Annotated in this window: 17 protein-coding genes and 1 pseudogene; 15 read left to right on the forward strand and 3 right to left on the reverse strand. The window is 62.3% G+C overall.

The window, feature by feature from the left end; translation table 11 throughout:
* Nucleotides 1-29 precede the first annotated feature (29 nt).
* A complete protein-coding gene (ileS, locus tag NMG46_RS09600) occupies nucleotides 30-3020 on the forward strand; it encodes an isoleucine--tRNA ligase (protein WP_254817431.1) in 2991 nt (996 codons plus the stop codon).
* 195 nt (nucleotides 3021-3215) lie between these two features.
* Nucleotides 3216-3896: a hypothetical protein gene (locus NMG46_RS09605; RefSeq protein WP_254817432.1), complete on the forward strand. Its 681-nt coding sequence runs from the start codon at nucleotides 3216-3218 to the stop codon at nucleotides 3894-3896.
* Between the two features lie 84 nt (nucleotides 3897-3980).
* Here NMG46_RS09605 and NMG46_RS09610 read toward each other — a convergent pair whose 3' ends face one another.
* Nucleotides 3981-4433, reverse strand: a complete 453-nt coding sequence (locus NMG46_RS09610; protein ID WP_254817433.1) for a nucleoside deaminase — start codon at nucleotides 4431-4433, stop codon at nucleotides 3981-3983.
* A 76-nt stretch (nucleotides 4434-4509) separates the two neighbouring features.
* On the opposite strand from NMG46_RS09610, the gene NMG46_RS09615 reads away from it, so the two are divergent.
* The 5 genes from NMG46_RS09615 (at nucleotide 4510) to NMG46_RS09635 (ending at nucleotide 10680) form a co-directional block, all read left to right on the forward strand.
* Nucleotides 4510-6423 (forward strand): pseudouridine synthase, encoded by a 1914-nt coding sequence (locus NMG46_RS09615; RefSeq protein ID WP_254817434.1) that lies wholly within the window; start codon nucleotides 4510-4512, stop codon nucleotides 6421-6423.
* Entirely contained in the window at nucleotides 6404-6958 is a 555-nt protein-coding gene (gene rsmD / locus NMG46_RS09620) for a 16S rRNA (guanine(966)-N(2))-methyltransferase RsmD (RefSeq protein ID WP_254817435.1), read from the forward strand. Before NMG46_RS09615 ends, rsmD begins: the two co-directional genes overlap by 20 nt.
* A gap of 98 nt (nucleotides 6959-7056) precedes the next feature.
* The gene (locus NMG46_RS09625; RefSeq protein ID WP_254817436.1) at nucleotides 7057-8421 is read left to right on the forward strand and encodes a pitrilysin family protein; all 1365 of its coding nucleotides are present in this window, start codon (nucleotides 7057-7059) and stop codon (nucleotides 8419-8421) included.
* A gap of 148 nt (nucleotides 8422-8569) precedes the next feature.
* On the forward strand, nucleotides 8570-9820 hold the full coding sequence (locus NMG46_RS09630; protein ID WP_368389290.1) for a M16 family metallopeptidase: 1251 nt from the start codon (nucleotides 8570-8572) through the stop codon (nucleotides 9818-9820).
* A complete protein-coding gene (locus tag NMG46_RS09635; protein ID WP_254817438.1) occupies nucleotides 9817-10680 on the forward strand; it encodes a patatin-like phospholipase family protein in 864 nt (287 codons plus the stop codon). Before NMG46_RS09630 ends, NMG46_RS09635 begins: the two co-directional genes overlap by 4 nt.
* A gap of 165 nt (nucleotides 10681-10845) precedes the next feature.
* Here the strand turns inward: NMG46_RS09635 and NMG46_RS09640 are convergent, their stop codons facing one another.
* Nucleotides 10846-11382: a dihydrofolate reductase family protein gene (locus NMG46_RS09640; protein WP_254817439.1), complete on the reverse strand. Its 537-nt coding sequence runs from the start codon at nucleotides 11380-11382 to the stop codon at nucleotides 10846-10848.
* Between the two features lie 152 nt (nucleotides 11383-11534).
* On the reverse strand, nucleotides 11535-13265 hold the full coding sequence (locus tag NMG46_RS09645; RefSeq protein ID WP_254817440.1) for an adenylate/guanylate cyclase domain-containing protein: 1731 nt from the start codon (nucleotides 13263-13265) through the stop codon (nucleotides 11535-11537).
* Between the two features lie 238 nt (nucleotides 13266-13503).
* On the opposite strand from NMG46_RS09645, the gene NMG46_RS09650 reads away from it, so the two are divergent.
* From NMG46_RS09650 to NMG46_RS09685, 8 genes and pseudogenes are all read left to right on the forward strand, one after another.
* Nucleotides 13504-14403, forward strand: a complete 900-nt coding sequence (locus NMG46_RS09650; protein ID WP_254817441.1) for an HNH endonuclease — start codon at nucleotides 13504-13506, stop codon at nucleotides 14401-14403.
* A gap of 73 nt (nucleotides 14404-14476) precedes the next feature.
* Nucleotides 14477-15061 carry a hypothetical protein gene (locus NMG46_RS09655; RefSeq protein WP_254817442.1) on the forward strand — a complete coding sequence of 195 codons (585 nt, stop codon included), beginning with the start codon at nucleotides 14477-14479 and terminating at the stop codon, nucleotides 15059-15061.
* A gap of 40 nt (nucleotides 15062-15101) precedes the next feature.
* Nucleotides 15102-16292 (forward strand): Shedu immune nuclease family protein, encoded by a 1191-nt coding sequence (locus NMG46_RS09660; RefSeq protein WP_254817443.1) that lies wholly within the window; start codon nucleotides 15102-15104, stop codon nucleotides 16290-16292.
* A gap of 44 nt (nucleotides 16293-16336) precedes the next feature.
* Nucleotides 16337-17125: a hypothetical protein gene (locus NMG46_RS09665; protein ID WP_254817444.1), complete on the forward strand. Its 789-nt coding sequence runs from the start codon at nucleotides 16337-16339 to the stop codon at nucleotides 17123-17125.
* 164 nt (nucleotides 17126-17289) lie between these two features.
* A pseudogene (locus NMG46_RS09670) lies at nucleotides 17290-17496 on the forward strand (LacI family DNA-binding transcriptional regulator); the annotation flags it as partial.
* 187 nt (nucleotides 17497-17683) lie between these two features.
* On the forward strand, nucleotides 17684-19183 hold the full coding sequence (locus tag NMG46_RS09675; RefSeq protein WP_254817445.1) for a DUF6600 domain-containing protein: 1500 nt from the start codon (nucleotides 17684-17686) through the stop codon (nucleotides 19181-19183).
* A 210-nt stretch (nucleotides 19184-19393) separates the two neighbouring features.
* A complete protein-coding gene (locus tag NMG46_RS09680; protein ID WP_254817446.1) occupies nucleotides 19394-20449 on the forward strand; it encodes a LacI family DNA-binding transcriptional regulator in 1056 nt (351 codons plus the stop codon).
* A 69-nt stretch (nucleotides 20450-20518) separates the two neighbouring features.
* On the forward strand, nucleotides 20519-21772 hold the full coding sequence (locus tag NMG46_RS09685; RefSeq protein ID WP_254817447.1) for a sugar ABC transporter substrate-binding protein: 1254 nt from the start codon (nucleotides 20519-20521) through the stop codon (nucleotides 21770-21772).
* Nucleotides 21773-22177: the final 405 nt, after the last annotated feature.

Genomic DNA, 22177 nt, shown 5'->3' on the forward strand with positions numbered 1-22177 from the left:
TTGCCGCCGGCAACGCATATGGCAGACGAATGACTGATACCGAGACCGCCGAGACGATCGATTATTCCAAAACGCTCTACCTGCCGCAGACGGATTTCCCGATGCGCGCCGGGTTGCCGGAAAAGGAACCACTGCTGGTCAAGCGCTGGCAGGACATGGACCTTTACCGCAAGTTGCGCGAAGACGCAGCCGGCCGCGAAAAATACGTACTGCACGACGGCCCGCCTTACGCCAATGGCAACATCCATATCGGCCATGCCCTGAACAAGATCCTCAAGGACGTCATCATCCGCTCGTTTCAGATGCGCGGCTATGACTCGAACTATGTACCCGGTTGGGATTGCCACGGCCTGCCAATCGAATGGAAGATCGAGGAGCAGTACCGCGCCAAGGGCAAGAACAAGGACGAGGTGCCGGTTAACGAGTTCCGGCAGGAATGCCGTGAGTTTGCGGCGCACTGGATCAAGGTGCAGGGTTCCGAATTCCAGCGCCTCGGCGTCGTCGGTGACTTCGACAATCCCTATACGACGATGGCTTTCCATGCCGAGGCGCGGATCGCCGGCGAGCTGCTGAAATTCGCCATGTCCGGCCAGCTCTATCGCGGCTCAAAGCCGGTGATGTGGAGCGTCGTCGAGCGCACCGCGCTGGCCGAGGCGGAGGTCGAATATCAGGACTATGAGTCGGACACGATCTGGGCGAAGTTTCCGGTCGTCAGCCTCGCTCGCCAGGTCATCAACATCGAGGATGGGCAGCCAGCCTTGGATCCCAAGCTGACGCAGACGTCGCTCGATCTGCTTGATGCCAGCGTCGTCATCTGGACGACGACGCCGTGGACAATCCCCGGCAACCGCGCCGTCAATTACTCGCCGCGCATCAACTATGGTCTCTACGAGGTTACGGCGGCCGAGAACGCCTTTGGTCCCCAGCCCGGCGAAAAGCTGATCTTTGCCCAGAAACTTGCAGACGACGCTGCCGCGAAGGCCAAGGTCACCCTGAATCGGCTTCGCAACGTTGGCGCCGAAGAGCTTGAAAATCTGACGCTTTCGCATCCCCTCAAAAGTCTGGGTGGCGGCTACGATTTTCCCGTCCCCATGCTCGCCGGCGATCATGTCACCGACGATGCCGGCACCGGTTTCGTCCACACCGCGCCGGGACATGGCCGGGAAGACTTCGACGCCTGGATGGATGCCGCCTCTGGTCTTCGCCAGCGTGGCATCGACACCACGATCCCCTTCACCGTCGACGATGCCGGCTTCTTCACCAAGGACGCGCCGGGTTTTGGCCCGGACCGCGAGGATGGAGCGGCGCGCGTCATCGACGACAATGGCAAGAAGGGTAACGCCAACCGGGCCGTCATCGACGAGTTGATCAAGCGCAACGCGCTGTTCGCGCGCGGCCGGCTGAAGCACTCCTATCCGCATTCCTGGCGCTCGAAGAAGCCGATCATCTTCCGCAACACGCCGCAATGGTTCGTCTATATGGACAAGGAGCTTGGCGACGGCACGACGCTGCGCAGCCGCGCCCTGAAAGCCATCGACGATACCCGCTTCGTGCCCGCCGCCGGCCAGAACCGCATCCGCGCCATGATCGAGGAGCGCCCCGACTGGGTGCTGTCGCGTCAGCGCGCCTGGGGCGTACCGATCGCCGTCTTTGCCGATGCCGACGGCAACGTGCTGCGCGACGAGGCAGTCAACCAGCGAATCATGGACGCCTTCGAGAAAGAAGGCGCCGACGCCTGGTTCGCCGCCGGCGCCAAGGAGCGTTTCCTCGGCAATCACGATGCCTCGAAATGGCAGCAGGTCATGGACATCCTCGATGTCTGGTTCGATTCAGGCTCGACGCATGCCTTCACGCTCGAGGACCGGCCGGACCTGAAATGGCCGGCCGACGTCTATCTCGAAGGCTCCGACCAGCATCGCGGCTGGTTCCACTCCTCGCTGCTCGAAAGCTGCGGCACCAGGGGCAGGGCGCCCTATGACACCGTCGTCACCCATGGCTTCACCATGGATGAGGAGGGGCGGAAAATGTCGAAATCGCTCGGCAACACCGTCGTGCCGCAGGACGTCATCAAGCAGTCCGGCGCCGACATCTTGCGGCTGTGGGTGGTAACGACCGATTATTGGGAAGACCAGCGGCTCGGCAAGAACGTGCTGCAGACCAATATCGACGCCTACCGCAAGCTGCGCAACACCATCCGCTGGATGCTGGGCACACTCGCCCATGACGACGGCGAGGAGGTGCCGCTGGACAAGATGCCGGAGCTGGAGCGGCTGATGCTGCACCGGCTCGCCGAACTCGATGAAGTCGTACGCTCGGGCTACGACGCGTTCGAATTCAAGCGCATCACCCGCGCGCTGCTCGACTTCATGGTGGTCGAGCTGTCGGCCTTCTATTTCGACATCCGCAAGGACGCGCTTTACTGCGAAGCGCCTTCCAGCGTGAAGCGCAAGGCTTCCGTGCAGGTGGTGCGCCATCTTTTCGACTGCCTGGTGAAATGGCTGGCGCCGATGCTGCCCTTCACTATGGAAGAGGCTTGGCTCGACCGTCATCCGGATGCGGTCTCCGTGCATCTCGACCAGTTCCCGAAAATCCCGGCGGACTGGAAGGACGAGGCGCTGGCGGAGAAGTGGCGCAAGGTGCGGCAGGTCCGCCGTGTCGTCACCGGCGCGCTGGAAATCGCCCGCGCCCAGAAGGTCATCGGCTCTTCGCTGGAAGCGGTGCCGGTCGTCACCCTCGATGATGCCGCGCTCGAAGCGGCGATCGCCGATGTCGACATGGCCGAGATGGCGATCACCAGCGATCTGGTAATCGTGCACGGCAAGGCGCCGGCGGGCAGCTTTACCCTCGACGACATCAAGGGCGTGGCCGTGGTCGTCGAGAAGGCGGAGAACCGCGGCCTGGTGAAGTGTGCGCGCTCCTGGCGCTACACCGCCGATGTCGGCTCAGATCCGGAATTCCCGGATGTTTCGGCCCGTGACGCCGCGGTTCTGCATGAGCTGAGGGCTTTGAGCCGTCTTTAAGGCGGTGCACAAATGCCACGGCGGGCGGCCGATCGGCCCCCGCGCGTTGCCCTTAACGAGTGGTTGAGGTAAACACGCGAAACTCCGGACGACAAATTGTCGCCGGAATTCCGTCGGAAGAGCATAGGCGATGGGGACCGGACCTTTCTTTGGCCGGCGGCAATCGAGAGGCTATCTACAGTGGGACTTTTTGGCATGACCGAGAGAACTTACGCGCGCGTTGCGCTGCTGGCGCCGCTTGTCGTATCGGGCCTCGCTTTGTCCGGCTGCATGGGCTCGCCCACTTACGGAACCGACAAGACCGCGGGCGCGCAGCTGGCTGGCGACCTCACCGGGGCTTTTTCCTTCGCACCCAAGCGCAAGGAGAGTATCGACTACAAGCCGCGCCCCACGCTGGTGAAGCCGGGGCCAGGGCAGAAGGAAGTCTTGCCGCCGCCGCAGGAAAGCATCGAGACGGCGAGTGCCGAATGGCCCGAATCGCCGGAGCAGCGCCGTGCCCGCCTGCGCGCCGATGCCACCCTGCATCAGGACGACCCGGCCTACCAAGCGCAGGTCATCGATGACGTGCAGACGGATCCGGCGTCGGTTAAGGCCGCGCTGAAGCAGTCGGGCTCGAGCCACCCGCCAGCCTGGACTCCGGCCGATTCGGACAAGGCCCGCTCCGCGGAAATCATGCGCCGCCGGGCTGAGGGCAAACAAGGCGACCCGACCACTCGTAGATATCTGAGCGAGCCGCCGGTGCAATACCGCGCCGCCGCCCCCACCGCGCCGGTGGATGACCTCGGCGAGGATGAGTACAAGAAGGAACGCCGCCTCAAGAAGGAGGCGGCCGCCAAGAGCAAGAGCGGCGGCATGTTCGACTGGCTGCCCTGGTAGCCTGACGGTGCCAGAGACGTTCTTGCCTGGATCGGCTGGCTGGACTGGCTGACTTGGATTTGGACCGTCTGCCGGACCGGAAAATCAGGGTCCGCGTCGCTCGCGAAAAAAGTCTTTCAGCAGCGCTGCCGCAGCGTTCTCGGCCATGCCCGGATAGATATCGGGCACATGGTGGCAGGTTGGTGACGTGAAGAAGCGAACGCCGTTGACCACTGCGCCGCCCTTCTCGTCGGCAGCGCCGAAATAGAGGCGGCGCAGCCTGGCGAAGGAGATGGCGCCGGCGCACATGGCGCACGGCTCCAGCGTCACGTAGAGATCGTGGCCGCTGAGCCGCTCACTGGAAAGCTTGCGGCACGCCTCGCGGATCGCCAGCATCTCGGCATGGGCAGTGGCATCGGCGAACTCGCGGGTGCGGTTGCCGGCACTCGCAACGACCGTATCGCCGCCGACGACGACCGCGCCAACCGGCACCTCGCCACGCTGGGCGGCGGCTTCGGCTTCTTTCAGCGCCAGCGCCATGAAATCCTGCCGCTTCACGCGGTTTCCATTCCGATTATCTCCTCGCCACTAGAGCGCGATCCTGTTACTACCCGCGCAAACGAGCAAAGGCCACATGGACGACAAAAACAAAAAATTCCCGCGCAAGGCCGGCCCGAAGCCGGCAGGGCCGCGTGGTCGCGATAGCGCTCCCGGCAAGGGCGGCAAGCCGTCCTTCGGCGCCAAAAAACCCTACATTCCGCGCGGCGACCGGCCGGCGGCGGCCGAAGGCGAACGGCCGAAGCGCGACTTCAAAGGCGACCGGCCATTCAGCAAAGGGCCGCGTCCGGAAGGCAAGCATTATGAACAGCGCGAGGGTTCACGCAAGCCGTACGCACCGCGCGGCGACCGGCCAGCGGCGGCCGAAGGCGAACGGCCGAAGCGCGACTTCAAAGGCAGCGACCGGCCGTTCAGCAAAGGGCCGCGTCCGGAGGGCAAGCCCTATGAGAAGCGCGAAGGTCCGCGCAAGCCCTACGCGCCGCGCGGCGACCGGCCGGCCGCTGCCGAAGGCGAGCACGGCGAAAGGCGCTTCGACCGTCCCAAGCGTGACTTCGGCGATCGTCCTAAGCGTGATTTTGGCGGCGATCGGCCGCAAGGTGCACAAACGGCACGGGCGGCGTCGGACGGCGGCTTCAAGCCGCGCCCGCGTCGCGTCGAGGTAACGGAAGAAGCCGGCGAACGCATTGCCAAGCGGCTGGCGCGTGCCGGCCTGGCCTCGCGCCGCGACGCCGAGGAACTGATTGCGGCCGGTCGCGTCAAGGTCAATGGCAAGGTGTTGTCCTCGCCGGCCTTCAACGTGATGCCCGGCGACATCATCCATCTCGACGGCATGGAGATCCCGCCGATCGAGCGCACCAGGCTGTTCCTGTTCCACAAACCGGCCGGCGTGGTCACCACCAACCGCGATCCCGAAGGCCGCAAGACCGTCTTCGATGTGCTGCCCCCCGGGCTGCCGCGGCTGATGACCATCGGCCGGCTCGACATCAACACCGAAGGCCTCCTGCTGCTCACCAATGATGGCGGCCTGTCGCGCGTCCTCGAACTGCCGGCCACCGGCTGGCTCAGGCGCTACCGCGTGCGCGTCCACGGCAAGGTCGAGGAAAGCGCGCTTGCCGGCCTGCGCGAAGGCCTTGCCGTTGACGGAGTCTTTTATGGCGCCATCGAAGCGACGCTCGACCGCGAGCAGGGCTCGAACGCCTGGCTGACACTCGGCCTGCGCGAAGGCAAGAACCGCGAGGTCAGGAACATCCTGGGCTCGCTCGGTCTCGACGTGACGCGGCTGATCCGCATTTCCTACGGGCCGTTCCAGCTCGATGATTTGCCGGAAGGCCATGTGCTGGAGATCAAGGGCCGTGTGCTGCGCGACCAACTCGGCGAGCGTCTGGTCGAAGAGTCCGGCGCCAATTTCGACGCCGATATCACCAAGCCATTTTCCAACAAGCCGGTCAGGCGTGAGCGGGAGGAGGAGCCCGAGCGGCCGAAATTCACCCGCGACGGCGAACGCCGGCCGATCGGCGAGGGCGGCCTGATCAAGAACCGCAAGCGTCGCGAAGGCAGCCGCGACGAAGCGCTCGGCAAGCTGTCGACAAGCCCCGACAGGAGCTTTGGGCCGAAAAAGAGCTTTGGCGAGCGTGGCCCCAGACCTGAACGCAGCGACTTCGGGGACAAACCCCGTGGCGACAAGCCGCGTGGCGGCTTCGGTGGGAAGAAGTCCGAACGCGAGCAGCGGCCGATCGAGCCGCCGGGCCAGCGCAAGGCCAATGTCTGGATGGCGCCGGGCGCACGGCCGATCGGCAAGGGCAGGGCGGAGGCAGACGCCGCCAAGGCGGCAGAAAACAAGGCGCGCAAGGCCTCTTTCAAGCCGTCTTACGGCAAGCCGCAAGGCAGCGGTGCAAAGCCGTTCGGCAAGCCACGCGGCGAGCGTCAGGATGGCGGTGGCGACCGGCCGCGCGGCGGCCCGAAGGGAAGCAATGCGGATCGTCGGCGGTGAGTTTCGCGGGCGTCCGCTGGCGACGCCCCGCACCTTTGCCATCCGCCCGACGACCGACCGCACGCGTGAGGCGGTCTTCAACGTGCTGGCGCATCGCTTTCCCGAAAGACTGGACGGCGCGCGCGTCCTCGACCTGTTCGCCGGCACCGGTGCGCTCGGCCTCGAAGCGCTGTCGCGCGGCGCCTCCTACGCTGTCTTCATCGAAGAATCCGCCGAGGGGCGCGGCCTGATCCGCACCAATGTCGAGGCCTTCGGCCTCACCGGCCGCACCAAGATATTCCGCCGCGACGCGACGGGCCTGGGCGAGGCGGGCACCATCGCCGCATTCGGCCTGGTCTTCGCCGATCCGCCCTATGGCAAAGGCCTTGGCGAACGCGCCTTGCGCTCGGCCAAGGCCGGCGGCTGGCTCGCCCCCGGCGCGCTCTGCGTCGTCGAGGAAGCGGCGGCGGCGCCGTTCGAGGCAGGGCCGGGCTTTTTGGTTGTCGATGAGCGCAACTATGGCGAGACGGTCATCCGGTTCATCGAGGCCGCCTGAATTCGGTGTCCGCGATGGCGCCTTCAAAATGACGCACAATTCGCTTTGCCTCGACCAGCAACCCCGCCTATCGTCCCACCACCAAACCGGAGCCATCTATGACATTTCAGGCTGAATGGCTGCGCGGAACGCTCTTGGGGCTGGCTCTGGTGATGGCCGCGCCGGCTCTGGCGGGCAACAATCCCGACGACGGCGTCGTGACCGATTTCCTGCTCGACAACGGCATGGAGGTCGTCGTCATCCCCGATCACCGCGCCCCGATCGTCACCCATATGGTCTGGTACAAGATCGGCAGCGCCGACGAGCCGCCGGGCAAGTCCGGCATCGCCCATTTCTTCGAGCATCTGATGTTCAAGGCGACCAGCAACCATGCGGCGGGCGAGCTCGACCGCGCCGTCGCCGCCATCGGCGGCTCGGACAACGCCTTCACCTCCTACGACTACACCGCCTTTCACGAGACGGTGGTGCCGCAGGCGCTCGGTGAGATGATGGGCTTCGAGGCCGACCGCATGCGCAATCTCATCCTCAACGACGATGTCATCAAGACGGAGCGCGACGTCATCCTCGAGGAGCGCCGCTCGCGCATCGATAGCAATCCCCAGGCGGTGCTCGACGAGGAAGTCGACGCCACGCTGTGGCAGAACCAGCCCTACCGCATTCCGGTTATCGGCTGGATGCAGGAGATGGAGAAGCTGAACCGCACCGACGCGATGGCCTTCTACAATAAATATTATACACCCAACAACGCCGTGCTGGTGGTTGCCGGCGATGTCGAACCGGAAACAGTCAAGGCGCTGGCCGAAAAGACCTATGGCAAGGTCGCGCGCGGCCCGGATCTGCCGCCGCGCATCCGCCCGGTCGAGCCGGAACAGAACACCAGGCGTACGGTGACGCTGACCGACGGGCGCGTCAGCGTGCCGAGCTTTACCACGCAATGGGTGGTCCCGTCCTATCACACGGCAAAGCCCGGCGAAGCCGAAGCGCTCGACGTGCTGTCCGAAATCCTCGGCGGCGGCAACCGCAGCCGGCTCTACCAGGAGCTTGTCGTCAGGCAAGGCATCGCCGCGACGGCCGGCGCCTTCTTCCAGGGCACCATGCTCGACGACACCAATTTCACCGTCTACGGCGCGCCGCGCGGCGATGCCAAGCTTGCCGACGTCGAGGCCGCGGTCGACGCCGAGATCGCCCGCATCGCCAAAGACGGCGTCACCAGCGACGAGCTGGAAAAATCCAAGGACCGTTTCGTACGCTCGATGATCTTTGCCCGCGACAAGCAGGAGGACATGGCCAACATCTATGGCTCGACGCTCGCCACCGGCGGCAACGTCCAGGACGTTCAGCAATGGCCGGACCGCATCCGCAAGGTCACCGCCGACCAGGTCAAGGAAGTCGCTGCCCGCTATCTCAATCTCGACCACGCAACGACCGGTTATCTTCTGCCGCAAACCCAGGCTGGGAATTGATTTGATGATGAACCAGCACGGTCCCGCTTTGTCTTCTCTCCTCGTGGGCTCCTCTCCTTCTCCCACAAGGGGAGCCGGCCCGCTTCTAGCGACCCTATTCCTCTCCCTCGTCTTCCTCGTCTTGCCGGCGCTTTCCGCTCGCGCCGCCATGAACATCCAGGAGGTGACCTCGCCGAAGGGCATTACCGCCTGGCTGGTGGAGGATTATTCGGTGCCGATCGTCGCCATCCGCTTCGTTTTCGATGGCGGCGCGACGCAGGATCCGCCCGGTAAGGAAGGGCTTGCCAATCTGATGAGCGGCCTGTTCGACGAAGGTGCCGGCAACCTCGACAGCGAGGCCTTCCAGATCAAGCTTGACGAGGTCGGCGCCGAGATGAGCTTCGATGCGCAGCGCGACGGCATCTACGGTTCGATGCGCATGCTGGCCGACCAGCGCGACGGCGCCTTCGACCTGCTGCGCGTGGCGGTCAACCAGCCGCGCTTCGACCAGGTGCCGATCGACCGCATCCGCGCGCAAATCCTGTCCGGCATCATCGCCAGCGAGCGCGATCCCGATACGCTCGCCCAACGCAAATGGCTGGACGCGATCTACGGCAGGCATCCCTATGCGCGGCCCGACCAGGGCACCAGGCAAAGCATCGCGACGATCACCCCGGCCGATCTCAGCGCCTTCCACAAAGCAAATTTCGCCCGCGACGGCCTGCATGTCGCGGTGGTCGGCGCCATCGATGCCGAGACGCTGAAGCAGAAGCTCGACCTGGTGTTCGGCAGTTTGCCGGAAAAGCAGGCGCTGACGCCCGTTCCCGACATCGACCTGAAGCTCGGCCAGCAGCTCGAGGTCGTGTACGACCAGCCGCAGGCCTCGCTGCAGCTCGCCTATCCCGGCGTGAAGCGGAATGCGCCGGACTTTTTCGCCGCGGTGCTGATGAACGAGATCCTCGGCGGCGGCACCTTCACCTCGCGGCTGTTCGACGAGGTGCGCGAAAAGCGCGGCCTGGCCTACAGCGTCAGCTCCGACCTCGTCGACCACCAGCATTCCGAGGCGCTGTCCATCACCACCTCGACCCGCGCCGACAGGGCGGCCGAGACGCTGGCCGTGGTGCGCGACGTGGTCAAGCGTATGGCCGACGAGGGGCCGACCGAAGCCGAGCTGGCGGCGACCAAGAAATACATGATCGGCGCCTATGCCATCAACAATCTGAATTCCTCGGGCGCGATCGCCTCAACGCTGGTCGAGATCCAGCTCGGCAAGCTCGGCATCGACTACATGCAGCGCCGCGCCGCCCTGATCAACGCGGTGACGCAGGACCAGGTGAAGGCGGTGGCGAAAAAGCTGCTCTCCGCCGAGCCGGCCGTCATGGTGGTCGGGCCGAAGCTGGGCGCGGCCAACAAGGGATGAGCCCTAGCTTCGGCATCGCCTTTGGCGGCGGCGGCGCGCGCGGGCTGGCGCATATCCATGTTATCGAGGCGCTGGACGAGCTGGGCATCAGGCCGGCGGCAATCGCCGGCTCGTCGATCGGCGCCATCATGGGCGCCGGCATGGCCTCGGGTATGACCGGCAAGGACATCCACGACTATGCGCGCTCGATCCTCGGCCGGCGCGCGGAGGTGGCGACGCGCATGTGGCGGGCGCGGCCCGGCACTTTTGCCGAGGCAATGCAGGGCGGCCTGCGGGTCAGCCAGTTCAATGTCGAGCGCATCCTCAAGGCGTTCCTGCCCGATGCCATTCCCGAGACCTTCGCCGAACTCAAAATTCCGCTGAAGGTGACGGCAACGGATTTTTATGGCCACAAGCTCGCGGTGTTGGCCGAAGGCGAACTGCCTTCGGCGCTGGCCGCCTCGGCGGCGATTCCGGCGGTGTTCCGCCCGGTGATGCGCGACGGCAGGATGCTGATCGACGGCGGCATCTACAATCCCGTGCCATTCGACCTGATCGAGCTCGACGCCGACATCATCATTGCCGTCGACGTGGTCGGCGCGCCGACCGAGGCCGGCCGCAAATTCCCGACCTCCGTCGACCTGATGTTCGGCGCCACGCAGCTGATGATGCAGTCGATCATCGCCAGCAAGCTGAACCAGAGCCGGCCCGACATATTGGTCCGGCCGGCAGTGTCGAAATACCGGGTGCTCGACTTCATGAAGGTCGAGGCGCTGATGGCCGAGACGGTTGCGATCAAGGACGAGCTGAAGCGCGAGGTGGAGAAGGCGCTGAAGGCGAGGGAAGACGCTGCGGTCGCGGGCAGGCGGCGGAAGGTGTAGGGAAGCTGCCAATCTCCCCCCTTGAGGGGGAGATGTCGCCGAAGGCGACAGAGGGGGTCGTCTCGCGCAATGCGCCACTGTCGAAAGAGAGGAACCGCGCCCGGTCGAACCGACCCCCTCTGCCCTGCCGGGCATCTCCCCCTCGAGGGGGGAAGATTTGGCTGATCACGCCGTCCCGGCCGCATACTCCAGCGCCACCACGCCGTTGCTGAATTGCGTGGCCGAGATCAGCTCGAGCGGCAATTGCGCGCCGGGCGGGAACAGCAGCTTGCCCTGGCCGACGGCACCGGGGTAGCTGAGCAGCCTGATGCGGTCGACCAGGCCGTTGCGCAGCAATTCCTGCGCGACGCTGAGGCTGCCATGCACATAGATGTTGCCGCCGCTGCCTTGCTTCAGCCCTCTGACCGCGTCCGGCAACGCGCCAGTCAGCAGCTCGGCCGGCTGCCAGTCGAGCGCCTGCAAGCTGGTCGAGGCGATATATTTCGGCAGCGCGTTGAACCGGTCGGCGAAGTCTCCGGTCTCCTTGGGCCACGAGCCGGCAAAAATCTCATAGGTCGTGCGCCCCAACAGCATGGCGCCACTGTCGGCAAGCTCGTCCTCCTTGAACTTTTGCATCTCATCGTTCCAGGCCACGCTCGGCAGCTTCTCGACCTCGGCAATGCCATCGACGCTGATGAATTCCGTGATGATGAGTTTTCTCATGGCGGGTTCCTTCTATCGGGACGGCCGTGCGGGTCTTGTGCGAACTGCACCGTCAACTAGCGCGGCGCCTTTTCAGGGGGAGGGCTTTCCCCATTCGCTTCCAAAGACCGATACTGTGGGAAAAGCTTCTCCGGCCTGCAATTACGGGCTGCCTACAGCTTGCCAATACCGGCTTTCAGCAGTCCTTCGCGGATGTGCTGCACATCGGACTCCTGGGCATAGTGCAGGGTGGCGATGAATGAATCGAGGTCGAATTGGGGATCGAGCGTTCTGATCTTGCCGAGATGCGCCGCGGCAGCGATTTCGTCGCCGAGCCAGCCGTAGCAGGCAGCGGCGAAAGCGTGCTGAGCCGCGTCCATGGTTGACAGATGCATGAAAGCTTCGATCGCCTCGCCATACTGGCGCGCGGCGAAATGCGCCTTTCCCAGATGGCTCCAGAACCTCTCCGGGTGGTGTGGGTTCAACTGCATGGCCTTGCGGATCCATTCAATTCCCTCTTCCGGCCTGCCCAGCCACGTCAACAACTCGCCTTGCTGCACCACCACGAGGTCGTAATTGGGATTGAGGGCCAGCGCCCGCTCCTGATGGTAGCGCGCTGTGGTCAGCTCATTGTTGTTCACGTTCACTGCCGCGAGAATGCGGTGGACATCGGCATCGTTGTTGTCCAGCGCCAGTGCCCTGTCCAGCGCCGCCATAATGCTGTTCCAGACGGCATCCCTGTCTTCGCACCAGTTATGGACCCAGGCCTGGCCAAGAATGCAGGCCCGCCAGGCATGGGCATGGGCATAATCGGGGTCGAGCGCGACGGCCCTTTCTATCAAGGTTCGCGCGCGTTCATTATCCGCAATCGTGCTTCGGTGATGCAGCACCTTGGCAGCAAGCACGCACTCATACGCGGCCATGTTTGCAGGTTTCGCCCGCGCGAGCTGGTCGCGCTGAGCCGCCTCGACACGACCGGGCAGCGTGGCTGCGATCGCCGCCGTCACCTCATCCTGAATCGCGAATATGTCGACCAGCTTCCGGTCATACTTGTCTGCCCAGATATGAGCGTCATTCGCGGTGTCGATGAGCTGAACCGTCACGCGCACCCTCTCGCCGATCTTGCGGACGCTTCCCTCCACCAGGTATTGGACGTCGAGTTTCTCGGCCACCTCGCGCACATTCACCGCGCGGTTCTTGTAGACGAAGCTGGAATTGCGCGAGATGACGAACAACTCATGGTGGCGGGACAGTTCGGTGATGATGTCCTCGGTCAGTCCGTCCGCGAAAAATTCCTGCTCGGGGTCGCCGCTCATGTTGGTGAATGGCAGCACCACTATCGAAGGTTTCGAGATGGATCGCTTTGCCTCGACTTCCGGCAGGACAGGACTGTCAAGCCCGATGCGATAGAGGCGAACCGGGCGGCTGATGTTCTTCAACGTCTTCTCGCCCAGGTCCTCCATGGCAATTTCGAGACGGTCGGCAATTTGGGTCGCCACCGCTGCGGTCACGCAGATACCGCCGACGTCGGCGAGTTGCTCGATGCGCGACGCAATATTGACGCCGTCGCCGAAAATGTCCTCATCGTCGAAAATGATGTCGCCGAGATTTATGCCGATCCTGAACTCGATACGCCGTTCTTGCGGCACATCCGAATTGCGCCGTTTCATGCGCTGTTGGATTTCCACGGCGCATTTCACGGCATCGGTCACGCTCTGGAACTCAACGAGCATGCCGTCTCCGGTGGTCTTGATGATCCGGCCCTTGTTCTTGGCGATGGCGGGATCGACCAGTTCTATGCGATGGGTCCGAAGGCGTGCGAGCGTGCCGGATTCGTCGGCCTCCATTAGCCGGCTGTAGCCCGCCATATCGGCAGCCAGAATTGCGGCTAGTCTCTGTTCCATTGCTGAACCAAAAACCAAGCCTACGCCTCCTGGGCTGCCAAATCCAGCAATTTGGGCTTGTGGCTGGATCAAGAAGTTCGCAGCAGCGAGAAAGGGCGGATCAGAGGAGCTTTTTCCTATTCGCTTCCAAAGACCGATACTTTGGGGAAAAGCTTCTCCGGCCTGGACTACGCTCCCAAGATCGGATTGGTATTACATCTGAGGCAGATATCTCCAAAGAACGAATTGTAAAAAGATCATGGGATTCGGGGTCTTCATTCACCGGTCAGATTCGATCTACAACGACCGCCCCGCTGAGCAATACCAGTTTCCTAGCCAGTATCTGCGCCGCGTTGAAGCATGCGTCGGCGACTGGATCATCTACTATGAGCCCAGCAAGGTAGAAGACAGCCGCGGGTATTTCGCCGTAGCCAAGGTCCAACAGGTCATCCCCGATCCTGTGACGCCTGATATGTACCTCGCTCTGATTGAGCCCGGAACCTATCTCGACTTCATCAATCCTGTTCCGTTTAACGGGACGAATGGCATCGTGGAGAAGAGTGTACTCAACGACGAAGGGCGGATTTCCGGTCGCGCCCAATCTGCCGTCCGCCCAATCGGTCCAAGTGACTTCAACCGGATTATCGATCTGGGCCTGGACAACAATGAGTCGTTGCTGCCGCGCGTTGATGAGATCGGGACGTCGTTCGGCTTTAAGGATGAGCAGGCGCCGTTCGAGTTCGAGCAGAGCCGCGACCGCGTGAGTTACATTGGCTCGCGAATCGTACGGGATCGTATTTTCCGCCGCACCGTCTTGCGGGCCTATGACGAACGCTGCGCGATTACGGGACTCAAGTTGATAAATGGTGGCGGCCGAGCGGAGGTCTCCGCCGCGCATATTCGACCGGTTGAAGCCACTGGTCCTGATATCATCAACAATGGGATCGCACTGTCCGGTACCGCGCACTGGATGTTCGATCGCGGATTGATCAGCCTTTCCGACGATCTGGAAATCCTGATTTCGCGCCAGGTCAACGACCTCGACAGCGTGCAGGCGTTCATAAACAAGACTCGCCGCGCGCTTTCGCCGGGCCGACAATTTGAACGCCCTCATCCTCATTTCCTACAATGGCACCGCGGGCATTGCTTTAAGCAATGAGTCGTTACGACGTGCGGGGCTTGCCGGAGCGCTCATTGTCCTCGATGATAACTAAAGAGTATGGGGCGATAATATGAACAAGATAAAAGTGAGGCTACGAGAACATCGCCATTTCTTCGTTCACAACGATCTTGCAAACGCAGCCTACTATTTCAACAACCGCATCGCAGAGCGGTTGAAGAATGATGATCGCGAAGGCGTCGCGCTCGAAATGATGGCCTGCCTTACAATGATAGCTTTCGCTCTCGAGGCGAAGATCAACTTTCTCGGGTATAAACTCATTCCCAAATGGGATGAGAGAGCTCCGTACCTGACGAAGGTCAAAATGGTCACCAAGCAACTCGGCGTAGCATTTGACGAACAAACCAGGCCTTACAAGACGGTACGCGCTCTAAAGAATTTTCGAGACACCTTGGCCCCTGGCAAGCCAATCGAGTTGCAGAATGACAAGGAGATCATCACGACTCATGAAGAGCTCGAGAAGCGGGGCTATTTGACGGCCGATTGGCAAAGCCAACTCAACGAGCAGTTCGTCAAAGATGCGTTCGGCGATATGGAGATTATCTGGCGCGATCTCCTCAACCGTTCCAAATTGGAGATATTCGACACCCTGAACGGTGGCGGCAGTACCATCACATTCATCGAGCATATTGAGTAGCCTTTTGTCGCCCGAGCTCATTTTGGAGCCAACTAAGAACATGGATTCTAGTGCTACGGACGCCCCAGAGGCGGAGATAATCGATCGCCATCGCCTGGATCATCTCTACACGCATGCCTTCCGGAACGGTGCGGGGAAGTTTTTTACCGTGGTGTCGTCCGACGTCGATGGATTGCCTTTGTCGGTTGAGGCCGATCATCCCATCCCAACGCGCAATAAGATCAAAACGACTCTCACGTTCGTGAGGTCCGAGCATGGAGGTGCCATCAAGTACATTGAGATGAAGCGCTTTCAGTACTTTGCGCGCGCCGGGTACGTTGAACAGGCTGAAGGCATCAGATTTTCCTTCTCATTCTTTGTCGGGCTGATTGGCTTCTTGCAGGGTTTGGCCGGTCTTGATTTAAATTCTCTCAATGAGCGTCGCATACCGTTGGCGGACAATCCTGCATTGGATGCGGATACGATGAGGAGCTTTCGAACGCTCATCGCAACCGCTGAGGGTCAAGAATTAGTTACCGAAGCGGTTCGCAACGGTCATATTACGTCTGCGGACCTAGTGAATGTTGGATATCGAAAAGCTCAACTTTCAATCTTCGAAAGCCTATTGCACGACGAAGCGATTATTGAACGATATAGGCAAGATTATTGCATTGGTGGCGGGTTAGAAGCTATATGGCAGCATTTCTTTGAGGCGAATACCTGGATCTTTGGATACGGTTTGGATTTCGTGTTTAATTGCCCGCTTGATGGCAAGCGGTTGCAGCAGACCGTTCATGGTTTCGACTTCGCCGGCTCTGGTAAGATCGCCGATGGTGTTTTGAAGACAGCCGGGATCATCAGCTCTCTTTGCTTGGTCGAGATCAAGACTCCCAAGGCGGATCTAGTCGAGAGACATCAGTACCGCAGCGATTGTTGGCAGGCGTCTAGGGAGCTCAGTGGGGGCATTGCGCAGGCCCAAAAGACAGTTCAAAAGACCATTGAGAACGTTGCTCTAAGTCCCGTGCTTCGATCGACAAATGAGCAGGGCGCCCCGACTGGGGAGGTTGTGCATTCGTATCAGCCTAGATCATACCTGATTATCGGAAGTTTGGCGGAGTTCCGGACCAACCAAGGGATAAATCATGAGAAGTTCGCATCGTTCGAACTCCTGCGCCGGCATACTCGTCAGCCAGAAATTATTACATTTGACGAATTGCTTGAACGCGCAAAATTCATAGTCGCAAAAACCTAGTTGCCCCGCCCTCCGGCTCTCAGCCTAGGAGAAGCGCGGCGCAAATGCTCGAGGAGCCGCCTTCAATGAATACTGCCGGGGGTGGTTCAGCTTTCACGACATTGCCAGACGGGCTCGCAGCGCTGCGTGCGGAGCTAGAACTAGGTGAGGTCATGCGCCTCATCGAGCGAACAGCACGTTGGATAGATCCTGTAACGTTCCGGCTTCTGCCTATCTGGTATCCTGAACACGCGCGGCGCGCCTATTTCTACAAGGAGAATTGGTCGAAGCCTCAGATGAACAAGAATCGTCAGTCAGGCCATTCCGAACACAAGCGAGAGGGAAACGTCTACGCCAACAAATCTCTGACACATGCGCTCGGGTTTCGATCGGATGATCGCCCTAACTGGTCGTGCTGCCACATTTGGGGCGTCGATGACGCGCTGTACCAGGAATCAAATGCAGTCGTTCAGGACCGTCGTTTTTATTCCTGCGTCGCTAACATGGTGCTGCTACCCACGCCCTTGAAAGCTTTCACAGATACAATGCCGGAGGTGAAGGCCATGCTGCGGATATGCGCACGAAATTTCTACGGCTGGCATTGCGACCATAGCAGCCTGACCCATTCAATCGCATCAATCAACGCTTGGGCCGATTGGGGTGCCTATCCGGCTAGTTGGCCCCGCGACGGCTCGTCCTCCACTCCGCTCGGCGTGGCGCCGATCAGCGACAGAATTCGACAGAGCGCGGACCGACGGCTTGAACGCATTCGATCGGATTTGAAGACGGCCGGTGAATACTACCCGCGCGACGAGGTGTGTGATGCGCTCCACTATTGGAAAATAGCGATCTAAGCCGGAGCCATGCCTCTTGCATTTACCTTTATCTTTTTTATGCTAATCTCCCTCTGAGAAAACCTTTTCCCAACTCGCCCCGCACGCGCTGACTTCACCATTCACCGTCTCGCAGCGCCATAAGAGAAAAGCTTTTCTCAAATGGGAGGATCGATATCCGAACCATGGCCTCCGACGCCCAGCCAACGCCCGCCAAGCCGCCCGTCACCTTGCGTGAGGTGGCCGCGCTCGCCGGCGTCAGCGTCGCCACCGTCTCGAAGGCGCTGAACGGGCAGGGGCGGATGACCCCCGAGACCCGGACCCGCATTCGCGAGACGGCGCAGCGGCTTGGCTTTCGCCCGAACAGCCTGGCGCAGAGCCTGTTGCGGCGGCTCCCTTACCGTCGGGCCCGCTGACCAACGACCTATCGCCGCGCCTTCGGCGCGCATTTGTGACGGTCACCGCCTTCATGCAGCAACTCTGATCCCAAATATCATCGTGCGATGCCAAGCCGTTGCGTCAGCGGACGCGGATAGCATCGGCAAAATGGAACAATCCGGCAGCCGGCGGGTTTGTACGATGAAGGGCGATCTGTTTCGGAGGAAGATTACGATGAAACGCGTCCTTGCCCAACATGCGGTGCGACTGATGCTCGGCGCCGCCTCTCTGCTCACGGTCGTCGAGATTCCCAACCCAATTGCGCCATTGTCGCTTGTGTCAGAGGCAAGGGCTGCCACCACCGTTTCGATCAGCACATTCTACGAAGACCTGTCTTCCTACGGCGATTGGGTCTCGTATCACGGAGCGACCGTTTTCGTGCCGGTTGATGTGCCTGACGATTGGCGTCCGTATACGCTTGGACATTGGGTCTACACCGAGCAGTACGGCTGGCTGTGGGTATCCGACGAGCCATTCGGCTGGGCGACGTACCATTACGGCCGGTGGGGCTATGCCGACGATATCGGCTGGTACTGGGTTCCGGGCACTCGCTGGGCGCCAGCATGGGTGAGTTGGCGTCGTGACAGGGAGCACATGATTTGGGCTCCGCTGCCGCCGCGCCGTGATCCGGATTTGATTTCAATCGAGGTGACCTTCGACACGACGCCGGATTATTACTGGGTTGTGGTCCCCACCCGCGAATTCCTTGCCGCGGACATTTCTACCGTCGTTATCCGTGATGAGCCGGAGTTTGTGCGCATCGTGGAGGCGGCCGAGCCGGCCGGCGACGTGACGATCCGGAACAACGTCGTGATCAACAAAGTCATTGATGTCGATGTGATCGAAAAGGAGACGAACCAGAAGGTGACTGCCGTCAAGGTCAGCAAGACCGACGCGCCCGAACAGGCCGGCAAACTGGAAAACGATACGGTCGCTGTCTTTGAGGGCGAGGTGAAAGCCGACCCTAAGGCCAAACCAGCCAAGCTCAAAGACATCGAGGAGGTGAAGCAGGTTCAGGCTGGCCGAAAATCGAAGCCGACCGAAGGTGCTGCATCGACCGAGCAGGCCAAGCCCGAAGAAACCGCCAAGCCTGAGAAGCCGAAGGTCGGCGAGCAGCCCGCCGCCGAGCAGCAGCAGGGCGAGCCGGAACAGGCGGCCAAGCCTGAGAAGCAGAAGACCAAGAAGCAGCCAGCCGCCGAGCAGCAGCAGGCCGAGCCCGAACAGGCGGCCAAGCCTGAGAAGCAGAAGACCAAGAAGCAGCCCGCCGCCGAGCAGCAGACTGAGCCCGCGCAGGCGGCCAAGCCTGAGAAGCAGAAGACCAAGAAGCAGCCCGCCGCCGAGCAGCAGGCCGAGCCCGAACAGGCGGCCAAGCCTGAGAAGCCGAAGTCCAAGAAGCAGCCCGCCGCCGAGCAGCAGCAGGCCGAGCCCGAGCAGGCGGCCAAGCCTGAGAAGCCGAAGGCCAGGAAGCAGCCCGCCGCCGAGCAGCAGCAGGCCGAGCCCGAGCAGGCGGCTAAGCCTGAAAAGCAGAAAGCCAAGGAGCAGCCCGCCGAGCAGCAGCAAGCCGAGCCCGAGCAGGCGGCCAAGCCCAAGCCGCAGAAAAAGGAAAACAAGGCGTGCGATCCGCAGACTGAGAGTTGCTAGCCGTACGGTTAGACTGCGGCACCGCGATTATTCGATCGCGGTGCCGCTGAGCGGCCATTCCCCCTTGCCATCCCCACATCCTTCGTCCTAATCTCTCCCTTGAGAAAACCTTTTCCCAAGTCGCCTCCCATCCGCTGACATCACCAATCAGCACCCTGAGGGGCCATAAGAGAAAAGCTTTTCCCACCTGGGAGGATCGATATCGAAATCATGGCGTCCGATGCGCAGCCAGCACCCGCCAAGCAGCCCGTCACCTTGCGTGAGGTGGCGGCACTTGCCGGCGTCAGCGTTGCCACCGCCTCGAAGGCCCTCAACGGGCAGGGGCGGATGACGGCCGAGACGCGGACCCGGATTCGCGAGACGGCGCAGCGGCTTGGCTTTCGCCCGAACAGCCTGGCGCAGAGCCTGTTGCGGCGGCGCTCCTTTACCGTCGGGCTTTTGACCAACGACACCTATGGCCGCTTTTCGCTGCCGCTGATGGCCGGCGTTTCCGATGCGCTGGTCGATGCCGGCGTCTCGGTGTTTTTGTGCAATGTCGAGGACGACCCGCGCCTTGCCCAGCTGCATGTCGATGCCATGCTCGACAAGCGCGTCGACGGCATCATCGCCACCGGCAAGCGCATCGACCGCCATTTGCCGGTCGACCTCGCCAATCTCGGCATTCCGGCGATCTATGCCTTTACCGAGCCCGATCCCAACGCCATCGCCTTCGTCTCCGACGATGCCGGCGGGGCGCGGCTGGCGGTCGAGCACTTTTGCCGGCTTGGGCGGCGGCGCATCGCCCATGTCAGCGGTCCGGCGAGTTTTGCCGTGGTGCATGCCCGCGCCGAGGCCTATCGCGCGGTGCTGGCCGAGAACGGCCTGCCGGTCATGGAGCCGCTGCTCGGCTACTGGTCGGAGGCTTGGGGGCATGAGGCGGTCAAGACGCTGTTCGACGGCGAGGGGTTTGACGGCACGCGCGAAAAACCGGACGCGGTGTTTTGCGGCAACGACCAGATCGCGCGCGGCGTCATCGACGCCTTGCGCGAGCGCGGTATCGGCGTGCCGGACGAGGTCGGCGTCATCGGCTTCGACAATTGGCAGATCGTCGCCGAGGCGACCCGGCCGCCGCTGACCTCGGTCGACATGAATCTCGCAGCACTTGGCCGCGAGGCCGGCCTTGCCCTGCTTTCGCTCGTCGGCGGCGAACCCGCTTTGCCGGGCATCAGAAAACTGCCGTGCCGGCTGGTGGTGCGTCAGTCATGCGGCCGTCCGCCGGACGGCTGAAACGAAACGGGCTGTGTCGATTGCAAAGCGCTGGGGCGCGGCCGAGTTAAAACCATGTGGAGGAGAAGCATGAGAACCACCATTACCGGGCTCGCCATCGCGGCGAGCATTTTCGGCACGCTGGCGACAGTCGGTCCGGCCGCCGCCGACACCGCCAACATCTGGGTTCGCGCCGACGGCTCGAACTTCATGCCGCGCATCGTCGATGCCTTCAACAAGGGGCATCAGAACCAGATCAAGCTGGACATCATCCCCAATGCCGAAATCATCCCGAAATACGGCGCGGCCGCCGCCGGCGGCACCGCGCCGGATGCACTCTCGCTCGACCTGATCTACACACCGTCCTTCGCCGCCGCCGGCCAGCTGGAGGACATCACCGACTGGGCGAAATCGCTGCCCTATTTCGCCAGCCTGTCGCCGGCGCATGTCAAGACCGGCACCTATAAGGGCCGCATCTACGGGCTGCCGTTCTCGGCGGATTCCTCGGTGCTGATCTGGAACAAGAAGCTGTTCAAGCAGGCCGGCCTCGACCCGGAAAAGGGCCCGACCAACTGGGCCGAGATCGAGAGCGACGCCGAAAAGGTCAACGCGCTCGGCGGCGACATCAAGGGCTTCTATTTCTCCGGCAATTGCGGCGGCTGCAACATCTTCACCTTCACGCCGCTGATCTGGGCCTCGGGCGGCGACATCCTGACGGAGGACGGCTCCAAGGCGACGCTGGACACGCCGCAGATGCGCGGCGCCATCGACCTCTACCGTTCGATGGTCAAGAAGGACCTGGTGCCTTCAGGCGCACAGACCGACACCGGCTCCAACTTCTTTGCCGCCTTCGCCACCGGCAATATCGGTCTCTCGCCGTCCGGCGCCTTCGCCATCGGCGCGCTTAACACGCAATATCCCGATATCGACTACGGCATCACCTTCCTGCCCGGCAAGGACGGCGGCTGGTCGTCGTTTGCCGGCGGCGACAATTTCGTCGTCACCAAGGGCACCACCAAGGTCGCGGTGGTGAAGGAGTTCCTCGATTTCGCCTATTCGCTCGAAGGCCAGACCATCCTGGCGAAATACGGCAGCCTGCCGGTGCGCGGCGACATCGCCAATGAGGCGCTGAAAGACCTCGACCCACGCTACAAGGTTGCCGCCGAAGCCATGGCCAAGGGCCGCACGCCCTATTCGGTGGTGTTCAATGACCTGATCAATTCGGCCAACGGTCCGTGGAACCAGATGATGAACGAGGTCTTCTTCGGCGAAGACGTCGACGGCGCCATCGCCAACGCGCAGGAGACCATGCAGTCGATCATCGATTCGGCGCCGCAGAAGTAAAGCGCCGGCGCCCACCTCCCCCTCGAGGGGAGGTCGGACCGCAGGTCCGGGTGGGGTCATCGCGGCAGTGCTCGACGCTCTTTTGATGTCGGCGCGCTTCGCGGAGGACCCCACCCCCGGCAGCCCCTTAACCTCCCCCTCGAGGGGAGGTCGGACCGCAGGTCCGGGTGGGGTCATCGCGGCAGTGCTCGACGTTCTTTTGATGTCGGCGCGCTTCGCGGAAGACCCCACCCCCGGCAACCCCTTAACCTCCCCCTCGAGGGGAGGTCGGACCGCAGGTCCGGGTGGGGTCATCGCGGCAGTGCTCGACGCTCTTTTGATGTCGGCGCGCTTCGCGGAGGACCCCACCCCCGGCCTTCGGCCGGACCCTCCCCTCAAGGGGGAGGGGGACGTCCCGCCAATGGA

Source organism: Mesorhizobium sp. LMG 17147, from assembly GCF_024297145.1.
In the GTDB taxonomy this organism is placed as follows: Bacteria; Pseudomonadota; Alphaproteobacteria; order Rhizobiales; family Rhizobiaceae; genus Mesorhizobium.

What these genes read in the sequence shown, in the direction of transcription:
- NMG46_RS09665 (WP_254817444.1), top strand. Translation starts at nt 16,337, where the DNA reads ATGCTCGAGGAGCCGCCTTCAATGAATACTGCCGGGGGTGGTTCAGCT.
- NMG46_RS09675 (WP_254817445.1), top strand. Translation starts at nt 17,684, where the DNA reads ATGAAGGGCGATCTGTTTCGGAGGAAGATTACGATGAAACGCGTCCTT.
- NMG46_RS09625 (WP_254817436.1), top strand. Translation starts at nt 7,057, where the DNA reads ATGACATTTCAGGCTGAATGGCTGCGCGGAACGCTCTTGGGGCTGGCT.
- NMG46_RS09650 (WP_254817441.1), top strand. Translation starts at nt 13,504, where the DNA reads ATGGGATTCGGGGTCTTCATTCACCGGTCAGATTCGATCTACAACGAC.
- NMG46_RS09660 (WP_254817443.1), top strand. Translation starts at nt 15,102, where the DNA reads ATGGATTCTAGTGCTACGGACGCCCCAGAGGCGGAGATAATCGATCGC.
- ileS (WP_254817431.1), top strand. Translation starts at nt 30, where the DNA reads ATGACTGATACCGAGACCGCCGAGACGATCGATTATTCCAAAACGCTC.
- NMG46_RS09645 (WP_254817440.1), bottom strand. Translation starts at nt 13,265, where the DNA reads ATGGAACAGAGACTAGCCGCAATTCTGGCTGCCGATATGGCGGGCTAC.
- NMG46_RS09680 (WP_254817446.1), top strand. Translation starts at nt 19,394, where the DNA reads ATGGCGTCCGATGCGCAGCCAGCACCCGCCAAGCAGCCCGTCACCTTG.
- NMG46_RS09615 (WP_254817434.1), top strand. Translation starts at nt 4,510, where the DNA reads ATGGACGACAAAAACAAAAAATTCCCGCGCAAGGCCGGCCCGAAGCCG.
- rsmD (WP_254817435.1), top strand. Translation starts at nt 6,404, where the DNA reads ATGCGGATCGTCGGCGGTGAGTTTCGCGGGCGTCCGCTGGCGACGCCC.
- NMG46_RS09605 (WP_254817432.1), top strand. Translation starts at nt 3,216, where the DNA reads ATGACCGAGAGAACTTACGCGCGCGTTGCGCTGCTGGCGCCGCTTGTC.
- NMG46_RS09655 (WP_254817442.1), top strand. Translation starts at nt 14,477, where the DNA reads ATGAACAAGATAAAAGTGAGGCTACGAGAACATCGCCATTTCTTCGTT.
- NMG46_RS09640 (WP_254817439.1), bottom strand. Translation starts at nt 11,382, where the DNA reads ATGAGAAAACTCATCATCACGGAATTCATCAGCGTCGATGGCATTGCC.
- NMG46_RS09635 (WP_254817438.1), top strand. Translation starts at nt 9,817, where the DNA reads ATGAGCCCTAGCTTCGGCATCGCCTTTGGCGGCGGCGGCGCGCGCGGG.
- NMG46_RS09685 (WP_254817447.1), top strand. Translation starts at nt 20,519, where the DNA reads ATGAGAACCACCATTACCGGGCTCGCCATCGCGGCGAGCATTTTCGGC.
- NMG46_RS09630 (WP_368389290.1), top strand. Translation starts at nt 8,570, where the DNA reads ATGAACATCCAGGAGGTGACCTCGCCGAAGGGCATTACCGCCTGGCTG.